13 protein-coding genes are annotated in these 12,547 nt (G+C 67.4%); 5 read left to right on the top strand and 8 right to left on the bottom strand.

The annotated features are described in order from the left end of the window. The first annotated feature begins 131 nt into the window (after positions 1 to 131). Together O3305_RS18495 and O3305_RS18490 are read left to right on the top strand one after the other, a co-directional pair. Positions 132 to 1,313: a GNAT family N-acetyltransferase gene (locus tag O3305_RS18495; protein WP_269573842.1), complete on the top strand. Its 1,182-nt coding sequence runs from the start codon at positions 132 to 134 to the stop codon at positions 1,311 to 1,313. A 102-nt stretch (positions 1,314 to 1,415) separates the two neighbouring features. Further along, positions 1,416 to 2,114, top strand: a complete 699-nt coding sequence (locus O3305_RS18490; RefSeq protein ID WP_184161470.1) for a Crp/Fnr family transcriptional regulator — start codon at positions 1,416 to 1,418, stop codon at positions 2,112 to 2,114. Positions 2,115 to 2,233: 119 nt separating this feature from the next. Here the strand turns inward: O3305_RS18490 and O3305_RS18485 are convergent, their stop codons facing one another. From O3305_RS18485 to lnt, 6 genes are all read right to left on the bottom strand, one after another. Continuing rightward, positions 2,234 to 3,463 carry an aminotransferase class V-fold PLP-dependent enzyme gene (locus tag O3305_RS18485; protein ID WP_353739203.1) on the bottom strand — a complete coding sequence of 410 codons (1,230 nt, stop codon included), beginning with the start codon at positions 3,461 to 3,463 and terminating at the stop codon, positions 2,234 to 2,236. A 17-nt stretch (positions 3,464 to 3,480) separates the two neighbouring features. Then, positions 3,481 to 4,161, bottom strand: a complete 681-nt coding sequence (gene trmB / locus O3305_RS18480; protein WP_269573840.1) for a tRNA (guanine(46)-N(7))-methyltransferase TrmB — start codon at positions 4,159 to 4,161, stop codon at positions 3,481 to 3,483. Between the two features lie 38 nt (positions 4,162 to 4,199). After that, complete coding sequence (locus O3305_RS18475; protein WP_269573839.1) at positions 4,200 to 5,030, bottom strand: EAL domain-containing protein; 831 nt, start codon at positions 5,028 to 5,030, stop codon at positions 4,200 to 4,202. 241 nt (positions 5,031 to 5,271) lie between these two features. Continuing rightward, positions 5,272 to 6,036: an EAL domain-containing protein gene (locus tag O3305_RS18470; RefSeq protein ID WP_269573838.1), complete on the bottom strand. Its 765-nt coding sequence runs from the start codon at positions 6,034 to 6,036 to the stop codon at positions 5,272 to 5,274. 232 nt (positions 6,037 to 6,268) lie between these two features. Beyond that, a complete protein-coding gene (metK, locus tag O3305_RS18465; RefSeq protein WP_184161484.1) occupies positions 6,269 to 7,480 on the bottom strand; it encodes a methionine adenosyltransferase in 1,212 nt (403 codons plus the stop codon). A gap of 71 nt (positions 7,481 to 7,551) precedes the next feature. Further along, positions 7,552 to 9,090, bottom strand: coding sequence for an apolipoprotein N-acyltransferase (gene lnt / locus O3305_RS18460; protein WP_269573837.1), 1,539 nt, complete (start codon positions 9,088 to 9,090; stop codon positions 7,552 to 7,554). Positions 9,091 to 9,286: 196 nt separating this feature from the next. Between lnt and aguB the strand changes: the two genes are divergently transcribed. From aguB to O3305_RS18445, 3 genes are read left to right on the top strand one after another with little or no spacing between them, the layout of a single operon-like run. Then, positions 9,287 to 10,138: an N-carbamoylputrescine amidase gene (gene aguB / locus O3305_RS18455; RefSeq protein WP_269573836.1), complete on the top strand. Its 852-nt coding sequence runs from the start codon at positions 9,287 to 9,289 to the stop codon at positions 10,136 to 10,138. Beyond that, a complete protein-coding gene (locus O3305_RS18450) occupies positions 10,138 to 10,839 on the top strand; it encodes a VIT1/CCC1 transporter family protein (RefSeq protein ID WP_269573835.1) in 702 nt (233 codons plus the stop codon). Before aguB ends, O3305_RS18450 begins: the two co-directional genes overlap by 1 nt. Positions 10,840 to 10,893: 54 nt before the next feature. Continuing rightward, positions 10,894 to 11,556: a sulfite oxidase-like oxidoreductase gene (locus O3305_RS18445; RefSeq protein ID WP_269573834.1), complete on the top strand. Its 663-nt coding sequence runs from the start codon at positions 10,894 to 10,896 to the stop codon at positions 11,554 to 11,556. Between the two features lie 22 nt (positions 11,557 to 11,578). Here O3305_RS18445 and O3305_RS18440 read toward each other — a convergent pair whose 3' ends face one another. Both O3305_RS18440 and O3305_RS18435 read right to left on the bottom strand, forming a co-directional pair. Continuing rightward, positions 11,579 to 11,863, bottom strand: coding sequence for a hypothetical protein (locus tag O3305_RS18440; RefSeq protein ID WP_269573833.1), 285 nt, complete (start codon positions 11,861 to 11,863; stop codon positions 11,579 to 11,581). 77 nt (positions 11,864 to 11,940) lie between these two features. After that, positions 11,941 to 12,534, bottom strand: coding sequence for a uracil-DNA glycosylase (locus O3305_RS18435; protein WP_184161496.1), 594 nt, complete (start codon positions 12,532 to 12,534; stop codon positions 11,941 to 11,943). Positions 12,535 to 12,547 lie beyond the last annotated feature (13 nt).

Raw genomic sequence — 12,547 nt, 5'->3', positions numbered from 1 at the left:
GTGGAGAATACCCCTCCACCAGCTTCGCTGGTCCCCCTCCCCCTCCGGGGGAGGATAGCAGTGGGATCCGGAACCACACGCCAAAACCCGTCATCACCGCTTGGTAACGGGTAGCGTAGTACAAGCACCGCATGTCGAAGCCGATGCTGCTCGAGGAATTCACGCGCCTGCCGCCGGCGCTCACCGTCGATTGCGTGGACGGCCTGTCCGGCGCGATCGACGCAGTAGCGACGCGCGCGGCGCCGTCGCACCGATTCCTGCGCTATGGCTGGTTCGCCGCGGGGCTGCGCGCCTATGGTGGCCATGCCCGCACGATCACCGTGTCGCGCGAGGGCGAACCCGTCGCCGCGCTGCCGATCGTCCCCGCCGGCCCGGCCTGGGCGAAGCTCGTCGCCATTCCAGGCTGCTACTGGCCGTTCCGCAGCTTTCCCGTGCGCGAGGATGCCGGAGTGGAAGCCGTCGAGGCCCTGCTCCCCCGCCTGGCCCGCGAGGCCCGGGCGCTGCGCGTCGGCCCGGTCTATGACGGCGATCCGGGACTGGAGTTGTTCAAGGAAGCCGCGCGCAACCAGGGCTGGGCGCTGCTCGACCGCTTCGTGGCGGACAGCTTCGCGCTCGATATTGCCGCCGAACGCGCCGAAGGCACCTGGCCGCGCAACTCGACGCTGAAGAAGAACCGCTTCCACGAGAAGCATCTCGGCAGCCATGGCGCACTCGACTGGAGCTTCGTCAGCGGTGGCGACTGGAACGCCGCCGCGTTCGATGCGCTTGCCGAGATCGAGGAGAAGAGCTGGATCGCGGCGCGGACCGACGGATCGGACGCCAAGTTCACCACGACCGGCCACGGCGCCTTCTGGCGCGCGGCGGCGGAGGACCCGGTGCTGGCCGGCATGATGTGGGCGGCGATGCTGCGCGTCGACGGCGCACCTTCCGCCTTCTCGTTCGACATGAACGCCGGCGCGCTCAAATACGCGATCGCCAACAGCTATGACCCAGCCTTCGCCAAGCATTCGCCGGGCAAGCTGCTCTATTATCGCAACCTGGTCCGCGCGATCGAGGACGGGATCAGCGATGTCGACTGGGGTGCGGGCGACAGCGGCTACAAGCAGGTGATCGGCGCGGCCAAGGGCCCGGCGATCCGCGACTGGCTGTTCGTGCGCCCGGGCATCGACGCGCTGGCCGGCAAGCTGCTGCGCGGCGCGTGGAAGCGCACCGGCAGAAGCGAGACAGGCTCAGCGCCGGCTGAAGCGGAGCGCGTCCTCGATGCTGAGAAAGGCGACGACGCCCGTGAAAAGCGCGAAGGCGCCGACGACTAGGTAGAGGAACATCGCATTGCTCCATGCTGGCAATGTGTTCGCCATGCCCCCTGGGACAATCCGCCGCTTTGACGATTCTCAAATGGCGGCCATAGTAGGGGCATGACCGCTGCCCATATCTGCTCCGACTGCGCCGTGCGCGACCGGGCGCTATGCGCCAGTCTCGACGACGCGGAATTGAATGCGCTCAACACGCTCGGCCAGCGCCGGACGCTGCAGCGTGGCCAGGCATTGATCTGGGCGGGCGAGGAAAGCCCGGTCTGCGCCAATCTGATCTCCGGTGTGCTCAAGCTGAGCGCGACCACCCCCGACGGGCGCGAACAGGTGGTGGGTCTGCTCTATCCCGCCGATTTCGTCGGCCGTCCCTGGGCCAACACCGCCGATTTCACAGTGACCGCACTGGGCGAGGCCGAGCTCTGCGTGTTCCCGCGCGGCCCGTTCGAGCGCGTCCTCGAGGATCATGTCCGCATGGAGCGGCTGCTGCTCCAGCGCACCCTCGCCTCGCTCGACGAGGCACGCGCCCGCATGCTGACGCTCGCCCGGCTCTCGGCACGCGAGAAGCTGGCGGGCTTCCTGCTCGACCTGGCCGATCGCTCGCATGGCTGCCGCGCCACCGCCTTCGGTCCGGTGACCTTCGACCTGCCGCTCACCCGCGGCGAGATGGCCGACGTGCTGGGGCTGACGATCGAAACGGTGAGCCGCCAGCTGAGCAAGCTCAAGGCGGAAGGCGCGATCAACCTGATGGGCGCGCGCGGGATCACGATCCGGGATCGCGCCAAGCTGGAGGCGAGCAGCCAATAGGCTGCCGCACCGGCGCCAATATCGTCATCCCGGCGCACGCCGGGACCTCAGGCGAAGGCGCCGGGAAGGAGCCACACGAGATCCCTGCTTCGCCGGGATGATGGATGACGCGGCGCAGGCTAGCCCGCGATCTTCCGCAGCGCTTCCACGAAGCGATCGACCTCATCGATCGTCGTCGCCAGCGCCGGCGTCACCCGCACGCAGCTGCCCGAGGCCAGGCCGTCGCGATGGACGGTGAAGATGCCATGTTCGTCGAGCAGCCGCTTCGCCAGCGCGACATTGGCCGCATGGCTGGTCTGCCCCTTCAGCCGGAACGCCGTGATCGCGCCGAAGAAGAGAGGATCGTCGGGGGTGAGCACTTCGATCCCCTTCATCTCGCGCGCCAGCAGCGCCCAGCGACAGCGCAGCATCTGGAGACGCGCCGCCTTGGCCTTGATCCCGATGCTCTCATGAAAATCGAGCGCGGCCGGCACGGTGAGTTGCGCCGCGAAATCGAGCGTGCCGGTATGCACGCGGCTGCGGATGTCGGCCGGGTCCGCGCCGAGTTCGGCAGGGTCGACATCGATGTCCGCCAGCCGTCCGCCGCGGATCACGATCGCCCCGACGCCCAGCGGTGCGCCGAACCATTTGTGCAGGTTGATGCCGATGAAGTCGGCGCCGAGCTCCGGCAGCCTGAAATCGAGCTGGCCGACGCTGTGCGCGGCATCGACGATCACATCGATCCCGTGCAGCTCCGCCATCGCCGCGATGTCTGCGACCGGCAGGACCAGCCCGGTCCGGTGGCTGACATGGGTGAGCAGCACCATGCGCAGGTTCGGATGGGCGATGAACGCCTTGGCATAGGCATCGATCACCGACTGATAGGTGGCGGGCTCGGGCAGCGCGATCTTCACCACCTCCACTCCGCGCCGGGCGTGCAGGCTCTCCATGCAGGCCTGCATCGAATCATAATCGAGATCGGCATGGAGCACCGCGTCGCCGGGGCGCAGCTTGTTGTAGCCGAGGATCAGCGCGCGCATCGCTTCGGTGGCGTTGCGGGTGAAGGCGATCTCTCCCGTCGCCACGCCGAGCGTCGCGGCTACCCGGGCGCGGATCGCCTCGATCTCGCCGGGCATCTCGCGCCGGGCATAGAAGCTGGTGTCGCGGTTCACCCGCTCGACATTGGCACGATAGGCGGCAAGCACCGGCCGGGCCATCATGCCCCAATTGCCATGCTCGAGCTGCACGACCTTGCGGGTGATATCGTACTGGGCGGCGATCTTCAGCCAGCGCTCGTCATCGGCGGCGAAGGCGGGCACGGGAGCGACGGAAGCGGCGGCGGCGGCGCCGAGCAGGGTCCTGCGGTCCATCATCTCCCCTCCCCTGTTCAGACCCGGATGTAGCGGAAGTACCAGACTTCGTGGCCGAGCCGCCGCGCCTTGCGCTCATAGCGCGTCTCAGGCCAGTCGTCAGGGCGGGTGAGGAAGTCCCGCGCGGTCTTCGCCTGCCACTCGAAATCGCGGCGCTGGTTCATGATCATCATCGCCCAGCGGACATAGACCGGATGATCGGTGCCGAGGCGGAACTCGCAGCCCGGCTTCAGCTTGGCGGCGATGATGTCCATCGGGCCGTGATTGACCATGCGGCGCTTGGCGTGGCGGGCCTTCCGCCAGGGATCGGGGTGGAGGAGATAGAGCCGGTCGAGGCTGGCATCGGGCAGCCGCTCGAGCACTTCGAGCGCATCGCCCATGTGCAGGCGGACATTCTGCAGCGCGCCGTCTCGGATATGGCCGAGCGCGCCGACGACGCCGTTGAGGAAGGGCTCGCAGCCGATAAAGCCGTGATCGGGCCGCGCGGTCGCCTGGCCGGCGAGATGCTCGCCCGCGCCGAAGCCGATCTCGAATTCGAGCGGCCGGCTGTCGCCGAAGAGGATCTGGGAATCGAGCGGGCCGGATTCGGGCACGCTCAGCTGGGGCAGCAGCGCCTCGACGAGCTCGGACTGGCCCTGGCGGAGCTTGTGGCCCTGGCGGCGGCCATAGAGGCGGCGGATGGAAACGGGATCGGACACGGGCCGCCTGTTAGCGTGCCGCGCGGAGAGAACAAGCTTTAGAGCGCCTGGGCGATCGACGCGGCGGCAACGGGACGGGTGGCCCCGCTGCGCTGGTGCGCGGCAAGGCGGCGATGCTGGGGCACGGTGACACGCGGTTCGCGGCGGGCGATGTGCGGGCGCGGCAGCGGGTGCGCCATCGCCGGCGCGATCCAGTCGCCCTGCATGTGGCGGATGCCCATGGTGCCGAGCATCGCGAGATCCTCGCGGCGGACGATGCCGTTGGCGATCAGCGTCACGTCCATGTTGCGAGCGAGCCGGAGCACGCCCTCGACGATCACGCGGCGCGAGCTGCTGTCGGAGATGTTGCGGACCAGCCCCGAGTCGAGCTTGACGAAGCGCGGGGTGAAGCGGCCGAGCAGGCGGACGGCGAGCGGGCCGACGGCGAAGCTGTCGAACGCGATGGCGATGCCGCGATCGACGCATGCCTGGGCGAGGCCGGCGACATGGTTGAGATCCCCGCGCTCGTCGGCATTGATCTCGACGACGATGCGGTCGACCGGCACGCGGTGCTCGATCGCGGTGCGGAAGAGATGGGCGAGCAGCGCGTCGGGCGCGCCATGCGCGGCGCCGACCGGGATGGCGAGCAGCGCCTCGCCCTCGAGCAGACCGGCATCGACCGCGCCGGCGATGGCGGCGCTGATTCGCGCCATCTCGAGGCGGGGGCGGTCCGCGGGGGCAAGCGCGGCGGCGATCTGCGGGAAGCTGCGGCCCTGGGCGGTGGCGATGACGGCCCAGGCGAAGGGCAGGCCGGTGGCGGTGGCGACCATCGGCTGGAAGGCGATGGCGAGACCGGGCTGACTGGCGTGCGAAACAGGATCGGCGTGCATGGAGCTTCCTTTCTGAGCCCCTTTAAATATGGTTAACGATACCAACTCCATTCCGTGCGGTTGCGAAGGGGGATTCCCCCCATGGGGATTCTACCAAGCGCGACTCGCGTGATTCCGCTTGAACCGCGGATTCCCGCGAGTCGCGGGCCGGCGAAGCGCACAGGCCATAGCGCACGGATGCGGGCCAGGAGCCGCAAGCCCTTGGGTTTTATTGCAGATTTTTGTCCGGAGCGCCCGCGAATCAGGCGGCGTTGCGCGTCGCCGTCTGGGGCAGGATGCCGGCAACCGGTGCGCCGACATAGCTGCCCTGGACCAGCGGCACGCCGAAGCTGCGCAGCCGCTCATAGGCCGATTCGCTGTCCACGCCCGCCGCGACGATGCGCAGGCCGAGGCTCTGCATGCGACGGACAAGGTCTTCCATCGCGATCCGGCGCGACCAGCTGGAACCGACATTGCTGACCAGGTCCGGCTCGATCGTCACCATGTGTGGGGCGAACTTGCCGCAGGCGGCGAGGCCCGACTCGTTCGGGCCGATGCCGTGGAACGCGACGACCGGGCCGAGCTTGTTGAAGACATGCATGATGTCGGCAAGCTGCGAGTTGGTGATCGACTGATAGTGATGCAGCGAGAACACCAGCCGCTCGGCGACGATGCCGTACTGGCGGGCGGTGAGCAGCGCGGGCTGGATATGCTCGGCGGGATCGCCGATCGCGGGCGCGCTCAACGGAATGGCGAGGCGGCCGCCCGAAGTGGCGAAGCCGGCCGTGGCGGCCCAGCGGATCGCGGCGACGGCGCAGCGGCGATCGACATCGCCGCGCTGCTCGGCCGAGAGCTGGTCGAAATCCTGCGCGGCCGGCGCGCCGTTGCGCAGCACCTGCGCCTCATAGGCGTGGATGCGGCTGCCGGCGATCTCCGCGATGGGCTGGAAGGCGATCGCGAGGCCCGCGCTGGCACCGGCGGATGCTGCCCCGGCTTCCGGACCCATCATCGAATTCTCCGTCTCCACCGACTCGCTCCTTTCCATTCCTTCCTGATGAAGAATTGCGGTTGCTCAGTGCTTTATAGGCGCCTCGGGACGAATACGGAGCCGCGCGCAGCGGATTTTGTCGCGGCGTCGAGCAGATATGCGCCGATCTCAGTCGCTTCCCGCATGCTTCTCAGCAACGCGCCCGGACAAAGAAAAAGCCCCGCGCCGGTGGTCCGGCGCGGGGCTCCTCATGACTTGCCGAAGCGAAGGATCAGGCCAGGGCGGCCTTGAGGTCCTCGACCAGGTCGGTCTTCTCCCAAGGGAAGAAGTCGCCTTCCGGCTTGCGGCCGAAGTGACCATAAGCCGCGGTCTTGCTGTAGATCGGCTTGTTGAGCTGCAGATGCGTGCGGATGCCGCGCGGGGTGAGGCCGCCCAGCTTCTCGATGCCCGCGATCGCGGCTTCGATCTTGTCGTCGGCGACGGTGCCGGTGCCGTGGGTGTCGACATAGAGCGACAGCGGCTTCGACACGCCGATGGCATAGGCCAGCTGGATCGTCACGCGCTTGGCGAGGCCGGCGGCGACGATGTTCTTGGCGAGATAGCGGGTGATGTACGCCGCCGAACGGTCGACCTTGGTCGGGTCCTTGCCCGAGAAGGCGCCGCCGCCGTGCGGAGCCGCGCCGCCATAGGTATCGACGATGATCTTGCGGCCGGTGACGCCCGCGTCACCGTCCGGACCACCGATCTCGAACGAGCCGGTCGGGTTGATGTGGTACTCGGTGGCGTCCGAAAGCAGCGCCGCCGGGATCACGTCCGCGACGACCTTCTTCACATAGGCCTTGAGCTCGGCTTCCTTGTCGCCTTCGTCATAGCCCTTGCCGTGCTGGGTCGAGACGACGATCGCGGTGGCCGCAACCGGCACGCCATTTTCGAAGCGCAGCGTGACCTGGCTCTTGGCGTCCGGCTCGAGGAACGGCGCGGCGCCCGAGTGACGGTCGGCCGCCATCTTGGCGAGGATCTTGTGGCTGTAGTCGAGCGTCGCCGGCATCAGGTCAGGAGTCTCGTCGGTGGCGAAACCGAACATGATGCCCTGATCGCCCGCGCCTTCGTCCTTGTTGCCCGAAGCATCCACACCCTGCGCGATATGCGCCGACTGCGGGTGCAGGTTGTTCTCGAAGCGGAAGCTCTCCCAGTGGAAGCCGTCCTGCTCGTAGCCGATGCGCTTGACGGTGTCGCGGACGGTCTTCTCGACCTCTTCCTGCACGCCCGGGGCCCAGTTGCCCTCGGTGTCCATGATGCCCTTGCCGCGGATTTCACCGGCGAGGACGACCAGCTGGGTGGTGGTCAGCGTTTCGCAGGCGATGCGGGCTTCGGGGTCCTTCGAGAGGAACAGATCGACGATGGCGTCGGAAATCTGGTCGGCGACCTTGTCGGGATGGCCTTCCGAGACCGATTCGGACGTGAAGAGATAGTTGGAACGCATGGTTTTCCTCAGACAATGGGAGGAAAGCGCGGCCGTTGCCATGCCATATAAAGCTTTCCTTATATCCTGCCCTAGCGGGCCAGGCGCCGGAAGGCAATTGCCAACACTACGCAAGCGAGCGCGGCGAGCAGCGCCAGCCAGTTGCCCAGGCGGGAGAACAGGGTCGGCGGCGCCGCCCGCGGGAGCGGTGCTTCGATCGCACCTTCCTGCTCCGCCGGCACCGTGCCGAGCAGGCGACCGCGCGCATCGATGATCGCGGAAATGCCGGTGGGCGTGGCGCGCAGGATCGGCAGCCCCTCCTCGATCGCGCGTAGCCGTGCCTGCGCCAGATGCTGCACCGGCCCCCAGCTGCCGAACCAGGCATCGTTGGAAGGATTGAACAGGAAATCGGGCCGGTTGCGCTGATCGATGATCTGGCCGGAGAAGATGATCTCGTAGCAGATCGCCACGCCCGACTTGCCGAATCTCGGCACGTCCAGCGTCTGCGGGCCCGGGCCGGGCAGGAAATCGAAGTCGCCCATCACCACCCGGGCGAGGCCGAGCGGCGCGAGCAGCGTGCGCATCGGCAGATATTCGCCATAGGGCACCAGATGCGCCTTGTCGTAGCGCTTGCCGAGCATCCCGGCGGAATCGACCGTCCATACCGAATTGCCGACGCCGGCAAGCTTGCCTTCCGAGAAGATCAGCGCGTTGCCGCCGACCATCGCGCGATCCCGCGGCCCCAGCAGCCCGCCGATCCGCCCGCGCACCCAGCGGGGATCGGCGTCGCGGTAATAGGCCTGGGGATAGCCGTCCTCGATCAGGTAGTTGACCATGCCCTCGGGCCAGACGACCAGTCGCGGCACCGCGCCCGGCTGGCCGCTCCAGTCCGCCAGCTTGTTGAGCACCCGCGGTGCATAGTCGGGCTGATCCACGCCCACCTGGCCGATATTGGGCTGGACGATGCGGACATGCGGACGGCTCATATCCTCGGCCGGACGACCGGGATTCAGCGCGAAGCCGGCGACCAGCAGCAAAGCGGCAGTGGCCAAGGGCGCGCGATACTGGTGCTGGCTGGCAAGATAGAGCGCGCCGGCGGCGAGCAGGGTGACGCCCGACAGCGCATAGGTGCCGGTGAATGCCGCGAGCTGCGCGATCGGCGTCGGCACCCAGATCACGCCCATCGGGTTCCAGGGATAGCCGGTGAACAGCGTGCCGCGCAGATATTCGGTGACGATCCAGGCGCCGGCGGCGGCAAGGATAAAGCCGAGGTCCGGCTCGTCCCAGCGCGCCTTGACCAGCCGGGTGAAGCGCCAGGCCAGGCCCATGGCCACCGCCGGATACACCGCCAGATAGAGCGCCAGCAGCACCACCGCGAAATAGCCGAGCACCGGCGGCATCTTGTCCTGGAAATCGAAGGCGTGCTGGATCCAGTTATTGCCGAGGGTGAAATGCCCGACCCCGAACAGCCAGCCGCGCAGCAGCGCGCTCTTCGTCGTCGGCGCGTGCCAGGTGAGGTGCAGCAGCACCGCGAGGCAGATCAGCGTTACCGGCCACCAGTCGAGCGGGGCGAATCCGGTAGCGGAGAGGAAGCCGGCGATCAGCGCGATGAGCAAAGGGCGGTTGAGCATCGGGTGGGTGCTTACCCGATCCCAAAATACCCTGTCATGCTGAACTTGTTTCAGCATCCAACGTGCGGCTGACGACACCGCCCGATCCTCCAGGCCACGGCCCGGCCCAACCTTGGACCCTGAAACACGTTCAGGGTGACGAAGTGGGGAACGGATCGGGTAGCGAATCCCCCTCGACCGCACTACATGGCGCGCCATGACCGAGATCACCGTCGCCGCCCTGCAGCTCGCCTTTTCCGACAATATCGACGCGAACATCGCGAACGTGTCGCGGCTTGTCCGCGAGGCGGCCTCGCGCGGCGCGCAGGTGGTGCTGCCGCCCGAACTGTTCGAAGGCGAATATTTCTGCCGGGTCGAGGACGAGGGCCTGTTCGCCAATGCGAAGCCCACCTCCGAGCACAAGTCGGTCCTGGCGATGCAGGAACTGGCGCGCGAGCTGAAGATCCACATCCCGACCAGCTTCTTCGAGATGGACGGTCATCATTACTACAACAGCCTCGCGATGATCGATCCGGACGGCAAGATCGCCGGCGTCTATCGCAAGAGCCACATCCCCGACGGCCCCGGTTACGAGGAAAAGTTCTACTTCCGCCCCGGCAATACCGGGTTCAAGGTTTGGAACGGTCCCGACAAGACCACGCTCGGCGTCGGGGTGTGCTGGGATCAATGGTATCCCGAGACCGCGCGCGCGATGATGCTGATGGGCGCCGACATCCTGTTCTACCCGACCGCGATCGGCAGCGAGCCGCATGACGACAGCCTCGACACCGCGCGCCTGTGGCGCCGGGCAATGGTGGGCCATGCCGTGTCGAACGTCGTCCCCGTGGTCGCCGCCAACCGCATCGGCACCGAGCATGGCCAGACCTTCTATGGCACCAGCTTCATCACCGACGAGCGCGGCGACATCCTGGCCGAACTCGACCGCGAAGAAGAGGGCGTGATCACCGCCAAGATCGACCTCACGCTGGCCAAGCGCCACCGCGCCGCCTTCGGCTTCTTCCGCGATCGCCGCCCGGAGCTGTATGGTCGCCTGGTGCAGGATATCTGATGCGCAGCAAGCGCCACCTCGAGCGTCACCTGGTCTCTCGGATCGGTTGGCTGCGCGCGGCGGTGCTTGGCGCGAATGACGGTATCGTCTCCACAGCAAGCCTGATCGTCGGCGTTGCTGCGGCAGCGCCGGACCGGTATGCGATCCTGGTCGCGGGCGTGGCAGCCTTGCTTGCCGGCGCACTTTCGATGGCTGCAGGCGAATATGTCTCCGTGAGCTCGCAGGCAGATACCGAGAGAGCCGATCTTGATCGCGAGCGGACCGAACTCGCAGAAATGCCCGAGATGGAGCTGGAGGAGCTTAGCCAGATCTATATCTCTCGCGGGGTCGAAGAGAAGCTTGCCCGCGATGTTGCGGCCCAGATGATGGCGCATGATGCTCTGGAGGCCCATGCACGCGATGAGCTCGGCATCACCAGTCATCTTGCCGCTCGGCCGGTCCAGGCGGGAATAACATCGGCGCTTACATTCGCGGTCGGTGCCGCCGCGCCCTTGCTGGTCGCGCTGCTTGCCCCGACTGCGATGGTGATTCCAGCCGTATTCATCGCCTCGTTGCTCTGTCTTGCCCTGCTCGGCGCGCTGGGCGCCCGCACCGGCGGCGCCGGCATCGGCCGAGCGGTGATGCGGGTGGTGTTCTGGGGAGCCGTAGCGATGGCTGTCACCGCAGGAGTGGGAGCGTTGTTCGGCACCACTCCAGGCTGACACGCGTTCGCAAAGGGCCTAATCTTTGCGGCAACTGCGACTGGAACCGCAAGCATGGACGACCCCGAACTTCCCGACGACAGCAAGCTGACGCTCTCCAAGCAGCAATGGGCGAGCCAGGGCAAGTTCCTGACCGGTCATATCGCCCGGCCCGAGGAGGAGCGCCTGCCGCCCGGCCAGCACCTGACCGTCAAATGGCCGGTGCTCGATCTCGGCCGCCAGCCCGACATCGCCCGCGAGCGCTGGAAACTGGAAGTGACCGGCATGGTCGCCAGGCCGGTGACGCTCGACTGGGCCGGGCTCATGGCGCTGCCGCAGACGCGACTGACCAGCGACATCCACTGCGTCACCAGCTGGTCGCGCTACGACAATGACTGGCAGGGCGTGCTGACCCGCGACCTGCTGGAGCATGTCGAGCCGCGCGACGAGGTGCAGGCGGTGATGCTTCACGGCTATGACGGCTATACCACCAATGTGCTGCTCAGCGACTTCGCTGCTCCGCAAGCGATCGTCGCGCATGGCTGGGCCGGCCAGCCGCTGGCGCGCGACCATGGCGGCCCGGCGCGGCTGGTGATCCCGCACCTCTATTTCTGGAAAAGCGCCAAGTGGATCCGCAAGATCGAGCTTATCGGCGCGGACAAGCCCGGCTTCTGGGAAGTGAACGGCTATCACATGCGCGGCGATCCCTGGACCGAGCAGCGCTACAGCCGGGATTAGAGCATTCTCTGGCCGCGCAGGTTCAGCGCTGCTTGTCGCCCAGTTCGTCGGCGATCTTCACGGGCTTGTCGCAACCGTCTTCCGTACGCTGCACGGCAAGGAACAAGCCTGCCTTCGGTTCCCGACCGAGCGTGCCCGCGCGCACCGGGTTACCGAAGGTGGGTATGGCATAGCCCATGCGTGCATTCTGGCACTCGACCTTGGGTGCCGCAGGCAGCGCAAGGTGCGAAGCCGGAACCGATACTTCCCGCTCACCGGCGAAAGCGGGGACAGGCGTGAGGGCCAGACAGAGAAGCACGATACGCATGGGCACCTCCTTTACCTGGAGCCATGCTAGCAGAGTTGCCGCCAACCGGCGTACCGCGAGATGTCACCGATCCGGTGCTATGCGTCGCGGAGCGCCACGGCACGGGCAACCACCGCCTCGAGCATCTCGGGCGTCAGCCGCCCGGTATTCTGGTTGTAGCGCGAGCAGTGATAGCTATCGAGCAGCAGCTGCCCGCGGTGCATGCGATGCTCGGCGCCATGCGCGAAGCGATGCTTGGGGAGCTTGCCGCCCATCGCCTTGACCGCCGACTGGTGCGCGACCTGACCGAGCGCGATCACGATCGGCGCCTTGAGCTCGGCGGCCAGGAACGGGCGGCAGGCATGGATCTCGGCCGGCTCGGGCTTGTTCTCGGGCGGCAGGCAGCGGACGGCATTGAGGATCACCACGCCCCTGGGCTCGCCCGCCTCCGCCAGCCCGAACCTGGCGAGCGTCGCGAACAGCAGGTCACCCGAGGCATCGCCGGTAAAGGCGCGACCGGTGCGGTTCGCGCCATGCTTGCCGGGGGCGAGGCCGACGATCGCGATCGGCGCATCGGGCTCGCCCAGCATCGGCACCGGCGCGTTCCACCAGTCGGGATGTGCCGCACGCAGCTCGGTGCGGAGCGCGACGAGGCGCGGACAGAGCGGGCAATCACGGCTTGGCTCGAGCATCCGCGCGCGATAG

This window comes from Sphingomonas sp. NIBR02145, from assembly GCF_027359115.1.
GTDB classification, from domain to species: domain Bacteria; phylum Pseudomonadota; class Alphaproteobacteria; order Sphingomonadales; family Sphingomonadaceae; genus Sphingomonas; species Sphingomonas kyeonggiensis_A.
This window is presented reverse-complemented; position numbering and strand designations above follow the sequence as displayed.